This is a genomic window from Deltaproteobacteria bacterium, from assembly GCA_016183175.1.
In the GTDB taxonomy this organism is placed as follows: Bacteria; UBA10199; UBA10199; order UBA10199; family SBBF01; genus JACPFC01.
Genome location: JACPFC010000038.1, coordinates 1 through 22,504, shown reverse-complemented (window position 1 = coordinate 22,504; position 22,504 = coordinate 1). Strand labels below are relative to the sequence as shown.

General features: G+C 53.6%; 22 protein-coding genes, 2 tRNA genes and 2 pseudogenes. 14 read left to right on the top strand and 12 right to left on the bottom strand.

The annotated features are described in order from the left end of the window. The 6 genes and pseudogenes from HYU99_04715 to HYU99_04690 all read left to right on the top strand — a co-directional run. Window positions 1-415, top strand: a 415-nt coding sequence (locus HYU99_04715) for a hypothetical protein (GenBank protein ID MBI2339653.1), incomplete at its 5' end; no start/stop codon positions are given. A 120-nt stretch (window positions 416-535) separates the two neighbouring features. Further along, window positions 536-3,371 (top strand): annotated as a pseudogene (locus HYU99_04710) (KamA family radical SAM protein). A gap of 1 nt (window position 3,372) precedes the next feature. After that, a complete protein-coding gene (locus HYU99_04705; protein MBI2339652.1) occupies window positions 3,373-4,104 on the top strand; it encodes a cobalamin B12-binding domain-containing protein in 732 nt (243 codons plus the stop codon). Next, window positions 4,101-4,472, top strand: a complete 372-nt coding sequence (locus HYU99_04700; GenBank protein MBI2339651.1) for a 3-aminobutyryl-CoA ammonia lyase — start codon at window positions 4,101-4,103, stop codon at window positions 4,470-4,472. The genes HYU99_04705 and HYU99_04700 overlap by 4 nt, the downstream gene beginning before the upstream one ends. Next, a complete protein-coding gene (locus HYU99_04695; GenBank protein ID MBI2339650.1) occupies window positions 4,469-5,284 on the top strand; it encodes a 3-keto-5-aminohexanoate cleavage protein in 816 nt (271 codons plus the stop codon). Before HYU99_04700 ends, HYU99_04695 begins: the two co-directional genes overlap by 4 nt. Window positions 5,285-5,399: 115 nt before the next feature. Next, the gene (locus HYU99_04690) at window positions 5,400-6,338 is read left to right on the top strand and encodes a hypothetical protein (protein MBI2339649.1); all 939 of its coding nucleotides are present in this window, start codon (window positions 5,400-5,402) and stop codon (window positions 6,336-6,338) included. Here the strand turns inward: HYU99_04690 and HYU99_04685 are convergent. Continuing rightward, on the bottom strand, window positions 6,292-7,065 hold the full coding sequence (locus tag HYU99_04685; GenBank protein MBI2339648.1) for a uracil-DNA glycosylase: 774 nt from the start codon (window positions 7,063-7,065) through the stop codon (window positions 6,292-6,294). The genes HYU99_04690 and HYU99_04685 overlap by 47 nt on opposite strands. A 107-nt stretch (window positions 7,066-7,172) precedes the next feature. On the opposite strand from HYU99_04685, the gene HYU99_04680 reads away from it, so the two are divergent. The 3 genes from HYU99_04680 (at window position 7,173) to HYU99_04670 (ending at window position 9,481) form a co-directional block, all read left to right on the top strand. Beyond that, entirely contained in the window at window positions 7,173-8,096 is a 924-nt protein-coding gene (locus tag HYU99_04680; protein MBI2339647.1) for a zinc dependent phospholipase C family protein, read from the top strand. A gap of 28 nt (window positions 8,097-8,124) precedes the next feature. Beyond that, entirely contained in the window at window positions 8,125-9,009 is an 885-nt protein-coding gene (locus HYU99_04675) for a universal stress protein (GenBank protein ID MBI2339646.1), read from the top strand. 121 nt (window positions 9,010-9,130) lie between these two features. Further along, on the top strand, window positions 9,131-9,481 hold the full coding sequence (locus HYU99_04670; GenBank protein MBI2339645.1) for an FKBP-type peptidyl-prolyl cis-trans isomerase: 351 nt from the start codon (window positions 9,131-9,133) through the stop codon (window positions 9,479-9,481). A 25-nt stretch (window positions 9,482-9,506) separates the two neighbouring features. On the opposite strand, the gene HYU99_04665 is transcribed toward HYU99_04670, so the two are convergent. Both HYU99_04665 and HYU99_04660 read right to left on the bottom strand, forming a co-directional pair. After that, window positions 9,507-10,511, bottom strand: a complete 1,005-nt coding sequence (locus HYU99_04665) for a Fic family protein (protein ID MBI2339644.1) — start codon at window positions 10,509-10,511, stop codon at window positions 9,507-9,509. 153 nt (window positions 10,512-10,664) lie between these two features. Further along, window positions 10,665-10,739 (bottom strand) — tRNA-Arg (locus tag HYU99_04660). 204 nt (window positions 10,740-10,943) lie between these two features. Between HYU99_04660 and HYU99_04655 the strand changes: the two genes are divergently transcribed. After that, window positions 10,944-11,393, top strand: a complete 450-nt coding sequence (locus tag HYU99_04655; GenBank protein ID MBI2339643.1) for a VOC family protein — start codon at window positions 10,944-10,946, stop codon at window positions 11,391-11,393. Window positions 11,394-11,468: 75 nt separating this feature from the next. Here HYU99_04655 and HYU99_04650 read toward each other — a convergent pair. Continuing rightward, window positions 11,469-11,648: pseudogene (locus tag HYU99_04650) on the bottom strand (YjbQ family protein). A 99-nt stretch (window positions 11,649-11,747) separates the two neighbouring features. Between HYU99_04650 and HYU99_04645 the strand changes: the two are divergent. Further along, window positions 11,748-12,044, top strand: coding sequence for a hypothetical protein (locus HYU99_04645; protein ID MBI2339642.1), 297 nt, complete (start codon window positions 11,748-11,750; stop codon window positions 12,042-12,044). Between the two features lie 70 nt (window positions 12,045-12,114). Beyond that, entirely contained in the window at window positions 12,115-12,822 is a 708-nt protein-coding gene (locus HYU99_04640; GenBank protein ID MBI2339641.1) for a sulfite exporter TauE/SafE family protein, read from the top strand. Between the two features lie 96 nt (window positions 12,823-12,918). Here the strand turns inward: HYU99_04640 and HYU99_04635 are convergent, their stop codons facing one another. From HYU99_04635 to HYU99_04625, 3 genes are read right to left on the bottom strand one after another with little or no spacing between them, the layout of a single operon-like run. Then, window positions 12,919-13,506, bottom strand: a complete 588-nt coding sequence (locus HYU99_04635) for a hypothetical protein (GenBank protein ID MBI2339640.1) — start codon at window positions 13,504-13,506, stop codon at window positions 12,919-12,921. A 33-nt stretch (window positions 13,507-13,539) separates the two neighbouring features. Further along, window positions 13,540-13,983, bottom strand: a complete 444-nt coding sequence (locus HYU99_04630; protein MBI2339639.1) for an SRPBCC family protein — start codon at window positions 13,981-13,983, stop codon at window positions 13,540-13,542. A 2-nt stretch (window positions 13,984-13,985) separates the two neighbouring features. After that, the gene (locus HYU99_04625) at window positions 13,986-14,405 is read right to left on the bottom strand and encodes a YjbQ family protein (GenBank protein MBI2339638.1); all 420 of its coding nucleotides are present in this window, start codon (window positions 14,403-14,405) and stop codon (window positions 13,986-13,988) included. Window positions 14,406-14,509: 104 nt separating this feature from the next. Between HYU99_04625 and HYU99_04620 the strand changes: the two genes are divergently transcribed. Further along, window positions 14,510-15,175, top strand: coding sequence for a hypothetical protein (locus HYU99_04620; GenBank protein ID MBI2339637.1), 666 nt, complete (start codon window positions 14,510-14,512; stop codon window positions 15,173-15,175). Between the two features lie 63 nt (window positions 15,176-15,238). Here HYU99_04620 and HYU99_04615 read toward each other — a convergent pair. Further along, a tRNA-His gene (locus tag HYU99_04615) sits at window positions 15,239-15,315 on the bottom strand. Window positions 15,316-15,382: 67 nt separating this feature from the next. Further along, window positions 15,383-17,578, bottom strand: coding sequence for a hypothetical protein (locus tag HYU99_04610; GenBank protein MBI2339636.1), 2,196 nt, complete (start codon window positions 17,576-17,578; stop codon window positions 15,383-15,385). A gap of 30 nt (window positions 17,579-17,608) precedes the next feature. Between HYU99_04610 and HYU99_04605 the strand changes: the two genes are divergently transcribed. After that, window positions 17,609-18,484 carry a TIGR02757 family protein gene (locus tag HYU99_04605; protein MBI2339635.1) on the top strand — a complete coding sequence of 292 codons (876 nt, stop codon included), beginning with the start codon at window positions 17,609-17,611 and terminating at the stop codon, window positions 18,482-18,484. Here the strand turns inward: HYU99_04605 and acnA are convergent. The 3 genes from acnA to HYU99_04590 all read right to left on the bottom strand — a co-directional run bounded on the left by acnA (window position 18,402) and on the right by HYU99_04590 (window position 22,341). Then, a complete protein-coding gene (gene acnA, locus HYU99_04600) occupies window positions 18,402-21,071 on the bottom strand; it encodes an aconitate hydratase AcnA (GenBank protein ID MBI2339634.1) in 2,670 nt (889 codons plus the stop codon). The genes HYU99_04605 and acnA overlap by 83 nt on opposite strands. 11 nt (window positions 21,072-21,082) lie before the next feature. Further along, on the bottom strand, window positions 21,083-21,415 hold the full coding sequence (locus HYU99_04595; protein MBI2339633.1) for a 4a-hydroxytetrahydrobiopterin dehydratase: 333 nt from the start codon (window positions 21,413-21,415) through the stop codon (window positions 21,083-21,085). A 113-nt stretch (window positions 21,416-21,528) separates the two neighbouring features. Beyond that, a complete protein-coding gene (locus HYU99_04590) occupies window positions 21,529-22,341 on the bottom strand; it encodes a hypothetical protein (protein ID MBI2339632.1) in 813 nt (270 codons plus the stop codon). Window positions 22,342-22,504: the final 163 nt, after the last annotated feature.

The following is a 22,504-nucleotide window of genomic DNA, read 5'->3' as shown; positions in this document are numbered from 1 at the left end:
GGCGGAAGAAGTGGGGGCGCTGGTTTATGGGGTGGATGCCGATCTGTCGGCCGTGGCGTGGTGCCAGGCGAATATCAAAGGGCATTTTGCCGCACGGGACGCCGCACAGCCCCTGGAGGTTTACAATTGGGTGAATGAAATGACGCGCGGTGCGCTGGCGGATATGGCGGTCAATTCCGCAAGCTGTGATGGGACGGAAATGAGCAGTGTCGTCTCCTTGAGAGATGGCGGCAAGGCCCTCTTTTTCGGGATGCGGACGTCGTTTCAAAAAACGGTTCTGGGCGCCGAAGGGATCGGCAAGGATGTAATATTGTTGATGGGAAGCGGCTATGTGCCGGGACACGCGGAGCTGATGTTGAATCTGCTCCGGAGCCACAAGCCGCTTAAACGGTGGTTTGAAGAAAAATATGGGTAAAATTCCAAATGTCAAAGTTCAAATGTCAAAGGAATGTCAAATGTCAAATTTCAAAATTTGTCATTGGTGTTTGTTTTTTCATTTGAAATTTGGAATTTGAACTTTGGAATTCGCCAAAGTATGAATCACACCGAGACTATTCAATCAGTGGTCAAGCTGACAAAGGCGAAGGTTCCCGCAAAGTTTCCCTGGCAACGCTTCAAAAAATGGGCTGGAGTCACTCCCGAACAGTGGAACGACTGGCAGTGGCAGTATCATAATCTCGTCACCCAACCTGCGGAGTTTGCCGATCTTTTTCCGGAATTCGCGGACGAGGTCGAAGAAATCCGTTCCACCCTGGGGAAATACAAATTCGCCTCGACCCCCTACTATCTTTCGCTCATCGACCCGAAGAATCCGGAGGACCCCGTCAAACTCCAGGCGGTCCCCTCGCGTCTCGAGATGCACCTCGAGCCGGGGATCGATCTGCGCGATCCGCTGGCTGAAGACCGCGATATGCCGGTGCCGGGGCTGGTGCACCGCTATCCCGACCGGGTTCTTTTTCTCATCACCGAAATCTGCACGGTCTATTGCCGGTTCTGCACCCGAAGGAGGGTCATTCTGGAAAAGGAAAGCCACATCGAGCGGCAGATCGACACGAATATCGGTTATATCCGCAAGCACCCCGAAATCCATGACGTCATCATCTCCGGCGGCGACGCGCTGGTGGTCGGCGAGAGTCTTTTGGAGAGGGTTTTAAAGGGCTTGAGGGCCATTCCCCATGTCTATGTCATCCGCGTCGGCTCTCGCATTCCGCCGGTCTGCCCCATGCGGATCACCGAGGGCCTCGTTTCCATGCTCAAAAAATACCAGCCCCTCTACTTCATGACCCATTTCAACCACCCCTTTGAGATCACCGAAGAGGCAAAAAAAGCTTGTGCCCTCCTTGTGGACAATGGTATTCCGGTTTTGAACCAGACGGTTTTGTTAAGAAAAATAAACAGTTGTCCCTTCATCATGCGGAGACTGTGCTACGATTTAATCCGCATGAGGGTCAAACCGTATTACCTGTATCAATGCGACCTTTCCGAAGGGATCAGCCATTTTCGAACGCCCGTGTCGAAGGGGATTGAAATCATGGAGTCCCTGCGCGGGCATATCTCGGGTTTGGCCGTTCCGACCTATGTGATCGACGCCCCCGGCGGCGGGGGGAAGGTTCCCCTCGGACCGAATTATCTGTTGAGCCAGGGGGATCGCAAAACGGTCGTGAGAAATTATGCGGGGAAGCTTTCGGTCTATACTGAACCGCACGAGACCGACTGCTCCTGCTCCACAACCGAAGAGATCAAATCGAAACTGAAGGCTGGTCCGTCGACGGGAATCTCGCATCTTTTGAGCGATGGCTAAACTCAATCTCGATCGCGATAAAGTAGACCGTTGCCGGGAACTGGCGGACGGCCTCATTCATCCCATACAAAAATACATCGAACTCCATTCCACCGTGTCGGTGGAGCGTGCGGTGTTGCGTCTCCTGGGGCTTGAAGAATCCTGTGACATGCCGGACGGCATCAAAATGCCTCTGGCGAATCTGGTTGTCGAAAAGCTCGACCGCCAAAAACTCTCGATGGGGGTGGCGCCCTGGATCGGCGCGGCGCTCGCCGACCAGCCGAAGCTGACCCTCCACAAACTGGCGCAAAAGATTGCGGAGGGGTCCGTCAATCTCAACAACTATTCCGAGCCGAATCCCGACTCCGTGCGCAAGGTGATCGACCCGCTTGTGGGGGAGGCGGCCAAACGGGTGGACCGGTCGCGCCAGTCGAAAGACTATCTGCGGAACAAGTTTGCCCGCATACATCCTCCGCTTCGGTACGTCATTGTCGCCACGGGGAACATCCACGAGGATGTAAAACAGGCGGTCGCCGCCGCCCGCAAAGGGGCCGACGTGATTGCCGTCATCCGCTCCACGGCGCAGAGCCTGCTTGACTATGTTCCGCACGGGGCCACCACCGAGGGCTTCGGGGGCACCTACGCCACGCAGGAGAATTTCCGGATCATGCGCAAGGCGTTGAACGACGTATCGTACGAACTGAAGCGCTATATTCGCCTCTGCAACTATTCCTCGGGCCTCTGTATGCCTGAAATTGCGGTGATGGGGGCCTTCGAAGACCTCGATTTCCTTCTGAACGATTCGTTTTACGGAATTCTCTTTCGCGACATCAACATGAAGCGGACGTTTGTCGATCAGCATTTTTCCCGCACCGTCATCGCCCGTGCCGGCATTGTCATCAACACCGGAGAGGACAATTATCTCACCACCGCCGAGGCCTACTACAACCACCATCAGGTGCTCGCCTCGCATTTTATCAACGAACAGTTCGCCAAACAGGCTGGCCTGAAGGAAGAACAGATCGGTTTGGGGCACGCCTTCGAAATCGATCCTTCCATCGAGGACTCATTTATCTATGAGCTTGCCATGGCCCAGCTGGTGCGCGATATTTTTCCGCGCCATCCCATCAAATACATGCCCCCCACACGCCACATGACCGGCAATATTTTTCAGGGGCATGTCCTCGATACGCTGTTTAATCTGGCGGGGGCCGCCACCAACCAGCAGATCCAGCTTTTGGGGATGCCCACCGAGGCGATCCATAATCCTCTTCTTCAGGATCGGCACTTGAGCCTTCAGAACGCCAACTATGTTTTTCACTCCGCCAGCTCTCTGGCCGATGAAATCCAGTTCAACCCAAACGGGAGGCTGGTCCGCCGGGCACGGACGGTGCTTGATAATACGCTCGATTATCTGGAAAAAATCCGCCAAATCGGTTTGATGGAGGCGATTGAACAGGGGATGTTCGCCAACATGCCCCGCGCCCGCGACGGCGGCAAGGGTTTGGAAGGGGTGTTTCAGAAGTCGCGGCGATATTACAATCCGTTTTTGGAATCTGCCGTGGCGCCCCGGAACGAGGGGAGAAGATAATATGATGAAAGCCTACGGCGACCATGAAAATGACGGAATGGTCCAGTTGAGTTTTACCCTTCCCGTTTCTGCATCTCCGGAGGCGCGCGAGGCGGCAATCCAGTTGGCGAAAAAAATGGGTTTTGAACGGGTCCTGGTTGCCTCCATGGAGGCCATCGATTCCAATTTTACTTTTTTTGTCGTCTACGGCACAACGGACCATTCCATCGATTTTTCCTCCATCGTTGTTCCCAAACTGGAAAATCCGCTGATGAATTTCAATGAAGTCAACGAATTCATCAAATCACGCATCGGCCGGAAACTGGTTTTTGTCGGCGGTTGCATTGGCTATGACGCGCATACAGTCGGGATTGACGCGCTTTTTAATCCCAAGGGGGTGGCGCACGATTGGGGGTTCGAGCGGTATCCGTGGCTTTCGGCCCACAATTTGCGGGCCCAGGTTTCATGCGAGGAATTTGTAAAAAAGATTGTGGAGTTGAAGGCCGATGCGGTGTTGGTTTCGCGCATCGTCACCCAGGGGGATGAGCATGTGGGGGAATTTAAAAAGTTGATCGACAAATTGAAGCAAATCCCCGAGGTTCAACCGCATCTGATAAAAATCTGCGGCGGCCCGCGCGTGACGCATCAGGAAGGTTTAAGCTGGGGATATGATGCGGGATTTGGCCCCGGCACAAAACCTTCCGAGGTGGCAAATTTTATTGTGCATGAATTGGTGAAGAGGGGGGTGAAATGAAAAAATTTCCTTCGGTTACTCTGCGAACCCGCATCTCAGATGCCGATGCCCACTATGCGGGGGGCCTGGCCAGCGGTGCAAAAGTGATGGAGCTTTTTGGCGATGTGGCCACCGAGTTGCTGATCCGTCACGACGGCGATGAAGGACTCTTTCGCGCCTATCAAAGTGTCGAATTTCTGGCCCCCGTGAAGGCGGGGGATTTTATCGAGGCTACAGGCCGGATTCTCCGTGTCGGCAATACATCGCGGGAGATGGCCTTTGAGGGGGTCAAGGTGATCGAGCGGTCTGGTGCTTCCTCCCGCGCCCGCGTGTTGAAAAAACCGCTCTTGGTGGCCCGCGCCCGCGGCACCTGCGTGGTCAAAAAATGAGCGACCCCTTAATCATCACCGTTGCCGGCATCGGCGCCGAACTCACCAAAGAAAATACCCCCTTCCTTCCCGTGACCCCCGATGAAATTGTCGACGAAGCGGTCCGTGTCTTCAACCTTGGTGCACGGATTTTCCACCTCCATGTGCGTGACGATCAGGGAAAACCGACCTGCGATCCGAGGCGGATCAAGCCGATCATCGACCGAATTCGCAAAAAAGTTCCGATGATTCTCCAGGTCTCCACCGGCGGGGCCATCGGCGATACGATTGAAGACCGCCTCAAGACGCTCGATACCGGACCGGAGATGGGATCTCTCACCCTCGGCTCCGTCAATTTTGGAAACGATGTCTTTGTGAATACCATTCCCATCATCACGGCGCTGGCCCAAAAAATGCTCGAAAAGAAGATCAAGCCGGAGCTTGAAATCTTCGATGCGGCGATGATGGAGGAGGCCTCGGCCCTGTTAAAAAAGGGGCTGATTAAAGCGCCGCTTCATATTAATATCATCCTTGGGGGGCCGGGTTGGCTTGAGGCAACGGTGGAGAATCTGGAATTCATCCTGAAGAAAATGCCGGCCGGCTCCTCCTGGTCGGCCTCGGGCGTGGGAAGGGGGCAATTGCCGATGATCGACTATGCCATCTCCCACGGGGGCCATGTGCGAACGGGGCTGGAAGACAACATTTATCTGTCTAAGGGGGTCTTGGCAAAGGGGAATGCCGAATTAGTGGAACAGGCGCTGGAGTTGGCGAAGAAATACAAACGGCGAATTGCAACACCCGAAGAGGCTAGAAAAATTTTGGGGTTAAAATAAAATATAAGTGAGCAATCCGGCTTTGCCGGTTGCGAACGCGGGGTTTGGGGCCATTTGAGGCCCGAAATATATCAACGCGAGTAGCATCAAACGGGCCGAAAGGGCCCCAAATATTATGTCAGGCATCGGTGTTATTCTTAATCCGTACTCCAAAAAGTACAAAAAGAATCCCGAGCGGATGAAGAGGATGGGATTTATCGTGGGGGACAAGGCCTCGTGCAAGGAAACCGAGGATCTGCACGACCTTCGGCGTGTGGCCGACGAATTCAAGTCGCGCGACATCGATATTCTGGCCATCTCCGGCGGCGACGGGACCAACCACTGCACATTGACGACATTTATCCAGGTCTACGGCGACAAGCCGCTCCCGAAAATTGTCTTTCTCCGCGGCGGCACGCTCAACACCGTGGCGGGGTCGCTTAAAATTTACGGAACGCCCGAAAAAATCTTGAGCAATCTGCTCATCCGCTACCACGAAGACCTCCCTTTTGAAACCAAACAGGTGATGCTCACCAAAATCAATGATGAATACGGGTTCATTTTCGGGATGGGGGTCATCTACAATTTTATGGACGATTATTACCGTCATGGGGACTTAAACCCCCTCATTGCGGCGGGCACTCTGGTTAAATCCATCGGCTCGGCCCTCATCAACGGAAAATTTGCGCGGCGGATGTTCGACCGTTTTGACGCGGAGGTTACGGTCAACGGGAAAAGGTGGCCTTTTGCCAACTATGTGGCTGTCTACACCGGTTCCATCAACCAGCTGGGGCTTAACTTCAGGGTTTATCACTATGTGGAAAAAAATCCGGGGAAGTTCCACGCAGTGGGCTTTTCGCTTCCGCCTCGCAACATCCTTCCTTACGTTCCCCTTATGGCTCTGGGAAAACCGTGCAGATGCCCCAATATGCTGGAAGAGCCGGCTGTCGAGATGGTCATCCGGCTTAAAAAACCGCTCCCCTACACCATCGACGGCGACATGAAGCCGCCTCTTGATACCTTTCATGTCACGTCCGGCCCGACGTTGACGGTTTTAAACCCAACAGCGACATGACCTTTTTCAAATCCTCCCAGACCGCCCGTTTCATGTTGGGGTTTCGGAGCAAAAAGGCGGGGTGATAGGTGGGCATGATTTTGGCCTCGCCGTAGTCGTGAAATTCTCCGCGCAATTTGGTGATGGGGATTTCGGTCTGTAGCAAAGTCTGCGCGGCAAACTTTCCGAGACAAACGATCACTTTTGGCTGAATGATGTCGATCTGCTTTTTTAGAAACGGAATGCAGGTGGCGATTTCAATCGGTTCGGGGTTGCGGTTCCCCGGCGGGCGGCATTTGACAATGTTGGCGATGTAGACATCGCCTCTTTTTAGCCCCATTGCCTCTATCATCCGGGTCAGCAACTGTCCCGCCCGGCCGACAAACGGCTCCCCCTGCAAATCTTCGTCCGCCCCCGGCCCTTCCCCCACAAACATCAGTTCGGCATTCGGGTTGCCAACGCCGAAGACGAGGTTGGTGCGCCCTTTGTGCAGGACGCACCGCGTGCAGTCGCCGATTTCGGCGCGGAGGGAGGAGAGGTGATGTGCTCGCTCGTCTTTGTCGGAAGAAGAAGTTGTCTCGTGGCGAACGGGTGACGCGACTGGGGGCCCCCCAGAGTCCGCCAGCAGGCCGAGCTCGGTATGCAGGCGATTTTCTCGGTGATTAAACGAGGGCGATGCCGGCGATGGGGGTGAGGAGCGGCAGGACCCGTTCGCCCAAGCAAAACCAGCAATCTCCCTCACCCCCATCTCCTGCGCGAGGTTCAGATGGAGCTTAAGCGATTCCCTGATGATGTCCCTGTTACCCGTCATGATACTTGCCTTGATGTTGTATGAGGGTTAAACTTTCTTTAAATATGCTCATCTCGTCCATTCTGGCAAGCGCCCTGATTTTGGTTCTGATGCCTCACGATGCCTTTGCGTGGGGGCCGGCAACCCATCTGGAGTACGCCCACCGGGCGCTGGCGTCACTGGCTCTTTTCCCGCCGCTTGTCCGGAAACTCCTTGTCAAATACGAGGACGATTATCTCTACGGTTCGGTGGCGGCCGACATCACCGTGGGAAAAGGGTTCACCGAGTATCTCTACAACTGCCACAACTGGCGCGTGGCGTTTGAGCTGTTTCACAAGAAGGCCGTCAAGGACCACGAAAAGGCCTTCATGCTCGGCTATCTGGTTCACCTGGCCGCCGATACGGTGGCGCACAATTTTTTTGTCCCCTTCAAGCTGATCCGGAGCTGGAGCGCCCGTTTTTTAAAGCATATCTACTGGGAGATGCGGATGGACCTCACCGTGCCCGCAAAATACTGGGACATGACGCATCATTTTTCAAAAAACAATTTTGTGGAGGACGACCGGTTGTTGCAGGGGCACCTGAAAAGGACGCTCTTTTCGTTCAACACCAACAAAAAAATTTTCAACGGTCTTTTGATCGCCCAGCGCCTGAAACACTGGCGGATCGTGGTGCAAAACATGGGCCGGCGTTCGGCCTGGAGGCTCATCGATTCGGATGTGGTGCATTACAAGAACCTTGCCCTGAAGGCGGCCGTCGATTTACTAACGCGCATCGAGGATTCGTATGTCCTCAAGGCCGATCCCACCGGCAAGCTGAAAATTCTTTACGCCCGTGATATGGTCAAGAAAATCAGGCGTACCGACAAGACGGGTGAATTAGGCCGCGAGGGAAAAGATCGGCTCTTGAACGATATTAAAAAACGGCTTGAGGCGGGGATTTACGAGCCGGTGACCCTGCCGATTATGGAGAATTATCTGAAGCATTAACAGGTTCTATAGGGCTTATTGGACTTATATGGCGGATGCTTTTTTTTCAAAAATAGTCGTTGCCTGTGACTTTTTCCCTGATGCGGAACGGACGTTGAAACAGGCGGTTTTTCTGGCGCACGCTTTTCAGTCGAAACTATTTATTGTTCATGTGTTGGAGAAGAATCCGGACGATCCGATCTGGGAGATTCTCAAGCTTCCACTCGATATGGAGATGAAGATTCAGGATCGGATTCTGGCCCCCTTAAGGGAATTTTTTCCGCGCGAACAGCCTGTCTTTGATTATGAAATCGCCGTGCGGGAGGGGGATGTCGCCATTGCCCTGACCGATTTTGCCCGGGAAAAGGGGGCGGATCTCTTGATGGTCGGCACGCGCGGCAGAACAGGGCTGGCCCATGCCCTTTTGGGGGATAACACGGAACGGATTGCCGCCCGGGCGAATTTTCCGGTCTGGATCTGCCGGGCGCCGGTGGTCGAGTCGTTAAGGGAAATTCTGGCGCCGCTTGATTTTTCGGAAGGAAACCAAACGGCGCTCGAATGGGCCGATGCCTTGGCCTGTGGTTTTGGAGCCTCATTGCATCTGATGCATGTGATGGTCCTGCCGTCCTTCGCGGTCTGGTACGGTCAGGAGGATCTGCCCGCGATTCAGAAGGCCAAAGAGGTTATTCTTGAAAAGGCCGAATCGAATCTCAAGACATGGCTGGAAAAAATCAAGAGCCCTCTGGCCGATCGAATCTGTACGGAGGGTCAGGCGGCTGACGAGATCATCAAGGCCGCCCGGGCGCGCAAGGCCGGCTTGATTGTCATGGCCACGCACGGCCATGGGAGGGGAAGGCGGCCGCATCTGGGAAAGCTGTCCACTTCACTCGTTCGTCATGCGCCCTGTTCGGTCTTGTTAATTCCGACCGGATAGGTCATAATCCGCTTTTTTCGTGAACCACTTTCAGCAAAGGAGCCATAAAATGAAAAAACTTTATTTCTTTTTGTTGTTGAGTCTGGCGGTGATTTCTTATGCGCGGATAATGGAGGCGGCAATGACGACAACCCCCAGCGGTTTGAAATATGAAGACATGCAGGCAGGAACCGGCGCCATTGCTACGTCCGGAAAGGTTGTTTCAGTCCACTACACCGGCTGGCTGGACAACAACGGGGCCAAGGGGGCCAAGTTCGACAGCTCGCTTGATCGCGGGCGTCCCTTTGAGTTTGCCCTCGGAGCCGGTCAGGTCATTAAAGGATGGGATGAAGGGGTGGCGGGCATGAAAATCGGCGGCAAACGGACGCTCGTTATTCCCGCCGCTCTCGGCTACGGAGCCTCCGGTGCGCCCCCGGTTATCCCCCCCAACGCCACGCTGATTTTTGAGGTGGAGTTGTTGGGAGTGAAGTAAGGGGCAGAGGTTCAGCCAAAACGACTCACCCCGCCACATATTTCCCCGACTTGCGCGTGCCGATGCGGCGGATGAGGCCGTAGTCGAGGAGGGGTTTTAAAAGTTTAGCCGCTCCTTGTTTGGTGACCTTGAGCACTTTCCAGAGTTCCTGTGGTGAGATGCCGCCTTTGTCCCTCAGATAATGAAGCAGTTTTTCCTGTTTTGGCGTTAATACGATTTTGCCGGCGGGAACCTGCATGGCCAGACGGTCAATGCGTTCCATAACCCGTCCCAACGTCAAGTAAATCGCCTCCGCCGAATATTCGAGCCAACCAGTTAAGTCGTCATGCGCTTTGCGGACCGCATCCAGTTGGGAATAATAGCGGGGACGGTTTTCCCAATAGACTTCATCCACGGAAAAAATATGGTGTGTATCAAATCCGCGGCGATAAAGTTCCCAAAGAGCGAGCGCCCGCCCCATGCGTCCGTTGCCGTCCCCAAAAGGATGGATCGTTTCGAAGCGATAATGGACAATGGCTGACGAAATCACGGGAGACAATTCGGCAGCTTTTTGATTCCACCATTGCAGATACTCCTCCATCAGGCTCTGCACCTGATCGGCTTTTGGCGGAAAGAACGAACCGACTCGAACGCCAAAATTGCGGTACTGCCCGGATTTCCCCTGATCCATCACGCCCTCTGCGAGAATTTTGTGGAGTTTAAACAGATCGTTATGGGTGATTATTTTCTCGTTCTGATTTTTTTCCACAAACCGCAGGGCGGCCAATTCATTTAAAATTTCACGACGTGCCCGTTCGCCCGCTTCGGGGACAGGGCGGCCCTCTTCCAAAGCGCGGACCTCTTCGAGGGTGAGGGGATTCCCTTCAATGGCCGTAGAGCTATGGGTCGTTCGTGTCCGAGCATCCCGCCTCAATACGGGAATCCAAGGCACCTCGACGGTCGCGGTGATGATTCTTTGGCGATAGGCCGCTATCTCCTCAATCACTTTAAGCAAATGGGGCGTAATCCGGAATTTGGGCTCGTAGGTCATCGGATTATTAGTCAACCATAAGTCAACTCATTGGTCAACCTCTTAAAAATCAATCAATCAATCGATCGATTGACGCAAAACCTCGCGGCAAAGACTTGCTCTACGGTTGCCGGGATTTCACGAGATGTACTGAATGCGGCCATAAAATTTTTGCGCGCTCGGAGGGATTCGAACCCCCGACCACTCGGTTCGAAGCCGAGTGCTCTAAATCCGCTGAGCTACGAGCGCATTATATCGGGGGCTTTGCCGCTGGCGCCCCCGTACCCCCAAGTTCGCTCGCGCGGAGTAAATCCGACGCTCGCTCACCGATCCACCAACACCTAAACGATTTTTCAACGACCTGCAAGGGGTTTGCCCCACCCGATACACAACCTTCCAAAAAACGCCGCTTGTCTCGGGAAGCTGTTTTGGAGTAAACCCTTCCCATTCCTCATGGACATCAACGGCATTGCCCACATTCAATTAACCGTCACTAATCTCAAGAAGAGCCTCCCATTTTACAAACAGCTCCTGGAGTTTTTCAACATGACCCGCATCTTTGAGAGCGACCAGTATTATTATGCTGTTGGCGGCAGGACAGGGGTGGCCATTTCACAGGCATCTCCCGATCAGGCAGATGAAAAGTTCGTTCAAACGCGGGTGGGGCTTCACCACTTTTGTTTCCGGCTCAGAAGCCGCGAGGATGTCGATCTACTCCACGAGTTTGTGAAAAAAACGGGGGCCAAAATTATCCGCCCGCCCATGCAGGAAGATAACTGGGCGCCGGGATATTATTCTCTCTTGTTCGAAGATCCGGACGGCATCCGCCTGGAAGCCAATTTTATTCCCGGCAAGGGGAATCTGGATCCGAAGACACAACTCCCCAAAAAATGGGATTGGTGAGGGGGGAAGTCAAGCGCCGCAAGTTTCCCGCTCCACCATGAATATGGTAAAGTATTGATTTTTCACTTTTGTCTTTCACTCCCCCACGATCTTCACCAAAACCCTTTTCTTTCTCCTCCCGTCGAATTCGCCGTAGAAGATCTGTTCCCACGGGCCGAAATCCAGCTTCCCGTTCGTCACGGCAACAACCACCTCGCGCCCCATGATCTGCCGTTTGATATGGGCATCGGCGTTATCCTCGCCGGTGTCGTTGTGGATACATAGACGATTTTAGAACGGCATGCCAAGAGTTTTCACTGGCGGCGTGATATCTTCGCTTGAGGATGTGATCGAACTGTGATTATGGGTTTGAGCATGGCCGCCTCCGAACATAAACTCGTCGTCTTCAAGGGTAAGAGCATCCGCCGAACGCTTCACCAAAATGAATGGTGGTTCGTTGTAGCCGATGTCGTGGAAGCCCTTACCGATACCCCAAACGCTTCGGACTATATCAAGAAAATGCGTAGTCGGGACGAGGAGTTAGCCAAAGGGTGGGGACAAATTGTCACCCCCCTTTCGGTGGAGACCACGGTCGCCGGGTGGTTTCAAAGGAAAACTACCTTCCTGAAAAACCGCAGAGGAAGCAGCTTGGCGGCTCCAGGCCGCAATTGAGAAAAGATTGATGGCTGGTTAAAGATTTTTTGGCGCAAGATTCAGGATTAATGAGGATTACGTGACGCCTTTGATTTTTGTCGTTATCGGCTGTTCATTCATTCAGTCACTGTTCGGAATCGGATTGCTCTTTGTTGGCACTCCTCTCCTCCTCCTTCTCGGTTATCCGTTTCAGGAGGCGCTTCTCTACTTGCTTCCCTGTTCGATGATTGTGAGTCTTTTGCAAGTCTATGAAGGCAGAAAACAACTCAATGCTTTTCGACGCTCCTTTATCCTCTTTGGCCTCCCGTTCCTGCTGATCGGTTGCCTCATCAGCTTTAACGGCATAATGCCGCCTCTCTCGCTCAAACCGATCATCGGAACACTTATCCTCGTGACTGCTCTCCTCAGGTTCTCTCCAACAATATTTGAACGGACAAAAAAGCTGTTCGAAAAATACCAACGGTTCTTTATGGTCTTAATCGGTTTGGTTCACGGCACCACCAATATGGGAGGCGGCCTGCTAACTGCTCTGGTCAGTTCGGCCTTTTCCGAAAAGTCAGAAACCCGCTCTCATATCGCCTTTGGCTACCTCATGATGGCGATGATTCAACTCCTCCTGCTTTTGGTCATTTCTAGCCCAACTATTGATCTAAAAATTCTTTTTCTCCCGATTCTGTCAGCCGTCACTTATTCTGTGTGTGGAAACTGGATTTTTCGCCTCTCTCCTCAGCTGGTTTACCAACATTTAATGACCTTTCTTCTCTTGTTGCTCGCGGCTACAATGATTGCGTTTTAGAATTTTGTGAAGTCAACCTGTTCTCCGTTTGGGGTGGCTGATGGGATTTGAACCCACGGCCCCCTGAGCCACAGTCAGGTGCTCTAACCAGCTGAGCTACGAGCGCGATTGGGGGGCGACCGGCGCTGTCGGGGCCGCGGGCGCCGTTTGGGGGAAAGATTGCGGAATGGCCTGCGGCAGTTCCGGCAACTTCCCGCCGGGCCTCGCCCTTTGATGGCATTTGACGCACTGGTTGATCAAAAGCATATAGTTGATATAGGCGCCGACAAAATCGTTCTCCCTGACTTTTGCCTGCATGAGTTCCGCCTGATTCAAAGTGTCGAGCATCCCTTTCAGAAGAATTCCCTCCGTGTCGTTTTCGGGATTGAGAAATTTTAATTTGTATCCCGACCTTATTGTTTTGATCAGTTGGGCGGTGTTTTCCGCCGCCTTTTTTATGTCTCCCTCGAGAAAATTCCGGAGAAGGCCCACCAGGTCGTCGGACTGCTGGGCCATCAGATCGTGGGCGTTGCCGATTTCCGGCTTGGCCCGGGATGATTTCCCGAAGTATTCCAGAATCGTCTCATTGGTCACCGTTTCGGCGCCCGTCCGGAGTGTCACGAAAAAAACGATCCCCACTGTCAAAAGGAGGTAAAAGGCGCTTTTTTTCGGCGGAATGCGCATGGAACGATTGACAGGATGCATTATTGGACAATTTTCGAACCGCTTGCAAGGAGTTTAAGTCTTTTCATGGCCTCCGCCGATTCGTTTTTCATTTTGCCATATAAGGTAGAGGGTGTCCAGCACGACGAGGTAAAAAGGGAGTTGATATTGAAAGATCCGGGTCATTCGGGTTTTCTTTTTCCCCAGGGGCTCAAAGCGGTAATCGATTTTCACCCGGGCGCCGCCAAGGAGAGGCAGATTGATCTTTAATGCCTGCATGGAAAACTCGACAGGCGGAATGGATTTGACGATTTTCCAGTCGATTGTTCCCGAAAAAAATCGGGCCGTTCTCACTTTTTCGTGGGCCCTGTCCCCCGTTTTTGCCGGCTTTGCGACTTGACCCGTAACCGACAAGGTTACAGGATGCCATTCGGGCCAGTGCCTCATGGTGGTTGCATAGGCAAAAAATTTGTCCATGGGACATTCGGCGACGATTTCGTTTTTCAGTACGCGTTTCATATTTAATCGCCGACAATCTTCACCAAAACCCTTTTCTTTCTTCTCCCGTCGAATTCACCGTAGAAAATCTGTTCCCACGGACCGAAATCGAGTTTTCCGTTCGTCACGGCGACAACCGCCTCACGCCCCATGACCTGCCGCTTGATATGGGCGTCGGCGTTGTCCTCGCCGGTGTCGTTGTGGCGGTATTGACCGATCGGCTCATGAGGGGCGAGCTTTTCCAGAAAGGCCTCGAAATCCTGATGAAGGCCGCGCTCGTCGTCATTGATGAAAACCGAGGCCGAGATATGCATCGCATTGACCAGGCAAAGCCCCTCCCGGATGCCGCTCTTTTTAAGGGCCACCGTAACTGCGGGTGTTATATTGACAAACGCCCGCCTTGTTTTGGTCTCAAACCACAATTCTTCGCGGTAGGATTTCATCTGTGGGGTGGATACATAGACGATTTTCGAACCGCGTGCCAGCGGTTTTCGACGGCGGCTTGATGCATGACCGATAAATGGTTACAATCCACGGAGTCTTATCCATGAAAAAACTACGCACCATTTTCTTCATCATCGGCGGATTCTTCCTGATCTCCTATTTTATCTCGTTTGTGACAACCTTGTTCGTCGACACAACCTTCGTTCCGGGTGATGCAAGGCGTTTCGATCCGGTAGGGTCGTTTGCAGAGATACGTCGGTATGCCGGTGATGGGGTGGAGTTGCTCTCTTTAGAGGCTGAATGTGTCCGGTCCGATGGAACGATCGACTTGAAGGCCGACTACGTGCGCGCCGCGATGGTACCGGTGAAATATCACTTTGTCCAAAAGCTGACCCGGCCGCCGGAAGAGGCTCCTCCGATCGGGGCTGGAGGAAGCCCGGACGGTTCCTGGTATCAACCAATCAATATCGATGTCTCGACCCCCTGGAGGTCTTGGGCGGTTCAGCGACAGAGAGGCACGGCTCGAACAAATTATGTGTACATGAACCTAGGCATGAAGCGAGACCTCCTTTCCGTGGAAGGCGGGTTGCCGAGTCCCGTAATCCCCCCTCCGGCCTGTCCTTTCGACGCGCTTTGGCGAATCGCTTTACAACAAGGTGCTTCCAAGGAGGCAGTGGCCGAGATCGATTATAAGCCTGACGGCTATCATTTTTCGATACCGGACACTTCGACCAGACTCCATTTTGGGTTGGACTGTCAACTTCGCTAGAAAACGGGGAAAAAAGATAAATGGAAAACTTCATTGCTAATCCCTGATTCGAGTCATTGTCATTGGGGTGGCTGATGGGATTTGAACCCACGACCCCCTGAGCCACAGTCAGGTGCTCTAACCAGCTGAGCTACAGCCACCATTGATCAAATACTCATTTATTACGATCGTTGGGATTTTGTAAAGCTTCTAACGAGGGTTAGGGATTTAAGGGTGCGGGCTGAAACGCAGAATGCGGTACGAAAATTTGTTTTCCCCGACCCAAAGATAATTTCCGTCCCACGCCATGCCGATGGGAAGAAAAAGCTTATTGCGGCCGATCGACGGCTTGACCCCCGGCGGCTCCATCCCCTTCCCGCCGGGCGCCGGGCGCGACAGGTCGGTGTTTCCAAGAATGGTGTCGGCTTCTTTTCCCGCAAGAGCGTCCGCAATATTTTTCCAGATCCGCACCCGGCTCGCCCCCGTCTCGGCGACAAAAAGGCGGCCATCGGCCACAAAGGCATACTGTGGCTGATTAAAAGAGCCGATCCGCCGGGGCTGGCTGTTGGCGCTCAAACCGTCCACGGTAAACAGCTCGACGTTCGGCGAAGGGGAGCCGGTGGGATGGACCCCGACCACCAGATACTTGCCGTCGCTTGAGATTCTCCCCGGGTTTTCCGCCGACAGCGTAAAGATCGGATTGTCATTCTGGCCCGGCAGGCCGCGCCAGACGTAAATTTTTTTGGCTTGCGCGTCCGAAAGGTAAAAATAGGCGCTATCCAGGGCAACGCCGCGCAAGTCTTGGAAGGTGACATTGCCGATCCGATCGGTGAACACCCTTGTCGGCTGTTCCCCGTTGTAGGGGAGTTTGTCCCAAATCGCGACCTTCCGATGGCCGGCGAGGACAAGCGCGCCTCCGTGGATTTCGCTGTCAAGCATCCCGCCGTTGAGAGAATACACCAGGTCCGGATAGGCGCCGCTCTCATCCGGCAGGTTTTTCCAGACGTACATTTTTCCGTCGAAATCCGAAACGGCAAAGAGGCCGGTTCCGTCGGTGGCCAAAATCGGATTCGTGATGAAATAATGCGTGGCCAGCGTGTTGGTGTCGACATCCGGACTGCCGATTGCAAAATCCGGTTTTTGATTCTCACTCGTCGGCATCGACTGATAGGCAACGATACGATTGCCGTTGGCGAGCGACAGATAGAGGCGATTCCCGGTAGCCGCAACACCGGAACCGTCTCCCGTGCTCCTTCCGCCGAAAAATGCGTCACGTCCTCTTGAAACGCGCACGATCAAATCCGGCGCGTCGTCATCTCCCGTTGGGAACGAATTCCAGACGACAAACGCGCCGTTTAAAAGGCCGAGCAATTTGCCGTCCGCAGTGATTGTCGGGCCGAAAAGGTATTCAGGGTGAACTTGCGGATTGGGCGCCCCGATGGCGAGCGGGTCGCGAATGGCGAAGTCGTAGGGCTGGTTGTCCCGCGTCGGGAAGGTCTTCCAAAAAAAGGTCGCGCCGTCTTTAAAGCCGTTGTGATCGCCGATCACCAGATGAGTTCCGTCACTGGCGATCGAGCGCGGCGTGCCAAAACCGTCGTTTGCCAGCGTCACATCGGGGGCCTTGTCGGCGCCGGTTGGAAATGTGTTCCAGATAAACACCTCTTTGCTCCAAGTGCTGGTGACCACCAATTTGGCACCGTTGGTCCAGACCGCCCACGGCCAGCTGATTCTGCTGCCGGCGCCGCCTGGTCCGGTGAAAGTGCTCAAGGCAAAATCGGCTGGCTGGGTGTTTTGCGTCGGGAACGTTTTCCATATCAACACCCGGTTGTTGTAGGTGTCCGCAACCACCAGATGTATTCCGTCGGTAGCGACGGCGATGGGCCAGTTGAGCTGATTGAGTCCCTGCCCGGGATCGTTGGAATCAAAGTCAGGCTGACCGAGGACAAGATCGGGCGGCTGGTTGCCGTTGGGGAGGGTGTTCCAGATAAGGATGCGGTTGTTGGTCCGGTCCGCCAGAATCAAACGGGTGCCCTCGGTGGCGATGCCGCCATTGTGGTTGAAGAGGAGTGGCCCGCCGCTTTTGTTGAAATCGATCGCGGAAAGGGCGATGTCCGCCTCCTGCCCCGAACGAAACCAGCCGGAAGTTTTGGACGCGGCTGTTTTGTATTGCGCACCGGTCCGGGTAACGGTCATGGAATTTTGTTCAGACGGTTGAGGCGCATTTTGTTGAGACAGGTTTTGCGGGGTTTGGGAAGACGTGAGCGAAAACCAGATGCGGCAGGGCTCCGGCAGACCGGGGTCTTCGGCCTTAAGCTTCTCGCAACCGGGAGGCGGGGGCGGCTTGTCGGCGGCTATTGAATCCCCGGCCGGCCCCAGAAGCGGGATGAAACCAAAAAGTTGCAGTGATAAAAACAGGTATCGCATTCGTTTGACTTGGAGTGGTAAGTAAGGATCATGATTCTCGTCTCAAAAAGTCAAGGTTTTTTGCGGTCCAATCTTGATTCCCTGTACGCCGCCACCAACCGCCGGGAATTCGTCCACCCCGATCCGCTGGAATTTGTCTATCGTTACGACGATCCATGCGACCGGGAAGTGGTAGGGCTTGTCTCGTCGGCGCTGGCCTACGGGAACGTCAAACAGATCTTGAAGAGCGTTTCAGGCGTCCTCGAAAAAATGGGAAAAAATCCGGCACAATTCTTGAGCGCCGCAAGCGAAAAGGATTTGCGCCGGATATTCAGGAAATTTTACCACCGCTGGCACCGGGGGAGGCATCTGGTTAGTCTTCTTGTCGGGATCAAGCGGGTCCTTGAGGAGCACGGAAGCCTGGAAAAGGCTTTTTTGAAAGGCTATGGCCCCTCCGACGACACCATCCTCCCGGCGCTCTCCGCCTTTGTTTCCCTGCTTGGAAAATTGGGAGGACCGGAGGTGTTGGAGATGCTCCCGCCGCCGGAACGGGGGAGCGCCGCCAAGCGGCTTCACATGTATCTCCGGTGGATGGTGCGAAAGGACGATGTCGAGCCCGGCGGGTGGGATCAGGTTCCCCCCTCCAAGCTGGTGATGCCGGTGGACACCCATATCCACCGGATCTGCCGGAAACTCAAAATGACCCGGAGAAAACAGGCAAATTTGAAGACCGCATTGGAGATCACTGAAAAATTCCGGAAGATTGTCCCGGACGATCCGGTAAAATACGATTTCGTGTTGACGCGATTCGGGATTCGCGACGATCTGGATTATGAAGAGATGATCAGATCAGTTGCCGCAAAACGTACTGCAAAATCCCCCCGTGGCGGTAATATTCCAGCTCCACCGGCGTATCAATCCGGCTGACGGCCTGAAACGATTTGCCGGTGTCTGTTTTGACTTTCAGAATCTTGCCCGGAGAAAGATTTTCGCGGATCCCCGCAATCTCATAGACCTCTTCGCCCGTCAGCCCCAGTGATTCGCGGTTTTGTCCCTCCGTAAATTGCAGGGGCAGAACCCCCATGCCGATCAGGTTGCTCCGGTGAATTCTTTCGTACGATTCGGCGATCACGGCCTGAATGCCCAGAAGCCGTGTTCCCTTCGCCGCCCAGTCGCGGGACGAGCCGGAGCCGTATTCCTTTCCGGCAATGACCAGGAGAGGGACCTTTTCTTTCTGGTATTTCATCGACGCGTCATAAATGCTCATTCTCTCGCCGTCAGGCAAATGCCGTGTCCATCCCCCTTCAACGCCGGGGACGAGAAGATTTTTCAGCCGGATGTTGCCGAAGGTGCCGCGGATCATCACTTCATGGTTGCCTCGGCGGGAACCATAGGAATTAAAATCTTTTGGGTCTACACCGTGGGATGTCAGATATTTGGCCGCCGGGGAGTCTTTCGCAATCGATCCGGCGGGCGAAATATGGTCGGTTGTCACCGAGTTGTTTAAACTCACCAGCACGCGGGCGCCGGGAATATCGGCCGGCAGGGCGGGTTGGCGGGGCATTTGTTCAAAGAAGGGGGGTTTTCTTATATAGGTGGAATCGGGCTCCCAGGCGTAACGATCCCCTTCCGGCACGGGGAGGGCCTGCCAGAGTTCATCCCCTTTGTAAACATCACCGTATTTTTCAATGAACATTTCGGGTTTCACCGATTTGCGGACGGCGTCGCCGATCTCGCCGGTGGAGGGCCAGATGTCTTTCAGGAAAACATCCTTCCCTTTTTTATCCTTTCCCAGCGGTTCATTGTAGAGGTCGATATCCATCCGCCCGGCCAGCGCATAGGCGACAACCAGCGGCGGGCTGGCCAGATAGTTGGCGCGGACATCCGGGTTGATGCGTCCTTCGAAATTGCGGTTCCCGGAAAGGACCGCCACGGCCACCAGGTTTCCCTGATGAATCGCCTTGCTGATCGCCTCCGGCAACGGGCCGCTGTTGCCGATGCAGGTGGTGCAACCGTAGCCGACGACGTGAAATTTCAGCGTCTCGAGTTCTTTTAAAAGTCCCGCCTCTTTCAGATATTCGGCGACAACTTTTGAGCCGGGGGCGAGGCTGGTTTTTACCCACGGTTTGACGGTTAGGCCCCGTTCGTTTGCTTTTTTGGCCAGCAATCCGGCGCCGATCAGCACGGAGGGATTCGATGTGTTGGTGCAGGAGGTTATGGCGGCAATCACGACAGAGCCGTGCGTCAGCTCGGCGCTTTTGCCCTCCAGTTGCACCGCCACCGAACTTTTGTCGAGGCCCTTTGTGACCTCCCCGAATGATTTTTTAGCATTGGTCAGCGGAACCCGGTCCTGCGGCCGTTTGGGGCCTGCCAGCGACGGAACCACCGTGGCAAGATCGAGCTCCAGCACATCGCTAAATTCGGGATCGGGCGTCTCCTTTGTCCGAAAAATCCCTTGAGCCTTGGCATAGGCCTCGACAAGGGTGATCTGCTCTTTTTTGCGTCCCGTTAAACGCAGATAATTGAGCGTCTCGCCGTCGATGGGAAAAATGCCGCAGGTGGCGCCATATTCGGGGGCCATATTGGCGAGCGTTGCGCGATCGGCGAGTGTCAGGCGACTAACCCCTTCCCCGAAAAATTCCACAAATTTTCCGACCACCCCTTTCTTGCGGAGTATTTGTGTCACCGTCAACACGAGATCGGTCGCCGTGGCTCCTTCGGCAAGCATCCCCGTCAGTTTAAAGCCGACCACCTGCGGGATAAGAAGGGGCAGAGGTTGCCCCAGCATGGCCGCCTCCGCCTCGATGCCGCCGACCCCCCAGCCGAGCACACCAAGACCGTTGATCATCGTCGTGTGGCTGTCGGTTCCCACCAGCGTGTCGGGATAGACCCAAATCCCCCCTTTCCCCCCTTTGACAAAGGGGGGCGGGGGGGATTCCATTACCACTCGTCCCAGAAATTCAAGATTCACCTGATGCACAATGCCGGTGTCGGGCGGCACCACTTTGAATGTCTTAAAGGCCTTTTGTCCCCAGCGCAGGAAAAGATAGCGTTCTTTATTCCGCTCGAATTCTTTTTGGGCGTTGATGGCGAAAGCCTGCTTCGAACCGAAGGCATCCACCTGCACCGAATGGTCGATTACCAGCTCGGAGGGCATGAGCGGTTCTATCTTGGCGGGATTTCCGTTAAGCTCCACCATGGCGTCCCGCATGGCGGCCAGGTCACAGACCGCCGGAACGCCGGTAAAATCCTGCAAAAGAACACGCGCCGGCATGAAGGCGATTTCTTTCCGGCTCTGTACTTTGGGGTCCCATTGCGCCAAGGCCTCGATATCGGCGGCGGTGACGCTTTTGCCGTCTTCGCATCGGAGCAGGTTTTCCAGGAGGATTTTCAAGGAGAAGGGAAGACGGGCGATCTTGAACCCCTTTTGTTCAAGGAGGGGAAGGCTGAAATAGGTATAGCTTTTTTTTCCGACTGCGAGAGTACTTTCTGTTCCGAAGGAATTTTTCGACATGTTAACGGCTCCTACAATAATTCATCCGCCTTCGCCGCAAAAATAAAATCGCTTTCCGTGAGACCGTCGATCTTGTGCGTCCAGATGACGATTTTGACCTTTCCCCACGCCAGATGGATGTCGGGATGATGTCCCTGCCCCTCGGCCATTTCGCCCACCTTGTTGGTAAAATCGAGCGCCGGGCGAAAACCTTTGAAGGGATATTCCTTTTCCAGATGGTGCTCCCCCACTACTTTCCATCCGGTTTTAAGCTGTTCGAAATATTTCTGAATCTCCGGCCCCTGTAGCGGCGGCACCCCGCCTCTGCAGGGGATGCACTGTTTTTTGGAGAGTTGGGTCGGCATGACGACCTCCTTAGCCTTTCAATCTGTTTCCCGCATTTTTCCATCAGGGGTAACCAATTTAAACCCGTGACAAAATGTCACGACTTCACTGCCTTCCTCTTTGAGCCTCTGTTTTAACTTTCTCCAGTAAGCTCCAGAATCTGGGCTCTCTGGGTATCAGTAGACCCAATTCCTGAATCTTTCTTAATCAAATCCAAAAATTTCTTAGTAAATCGAACCACACCGTTTGCAAACCTTTCGATTTCTTCGGGTTTTGTAATTTCTGGAGCTTTGTATTCAACGGTCAGCCCCTTGTCCGTACGCATAATGTCAATGCGAACCATTAGCTGTGGGATTCCATCTAAGGGATGAAGAAAAAGTCCGTCCCGAATTAGCACCGCGTCCTCAATCCACTCCTTTGTTTCCGTGACGATTAAATCGTCAATTATTTTTGCTACTACTCTCTTTTCCTTTAGAGCATTATTGCGTAGCATATTGAGAACCGCGCCGCCAACCTTCTTCTTATCTTTATGAAAACCGTGCACAACCGAGTTCACTATACCCTCTGAGGACAACAATTTTGCAAGCAAATCCAGATGAGTTTTAATTGCGCTGAAAAAACCTTGAACATGCAAGTGTAATACTGGCAACTCCGCTATTGGATAAGTTTTTTCTAAATTCCAAGGGCTTTGCTTCCACTGATGTGCGATGGTTTGTGTGTGTCCCGCGCAATGTTGGACAAGGTTACCGCAAATCGTTCTAATCGCATCTTGCGAAAAACGTATCAGCCCAGCTTGAGCCGAACAAGAAAATATGATTTGCCTACTTACTCCTTCCCAATCGTTTAGGTTAAATAGTGCTATATCAACTGTGCTGGATGGAACGAGAAAATGAACAGGCACTTTCCCCTCAACACTTATGGACCCCTTAGTTGCAACTTCTCCCATATGAATCCTTCTTCTTTACAATGTCTCTGAGGCTTTGTCTTGAGTCATCATTGATCTTTCCTTAGGTCTTCCACCGATTTCACCAAATTGGTCAACATTTTGGCGATGATATCGAGTTGTTCGTAGTAACTGGCATACTGTTTTTCATCGATAAGTTTTTTCC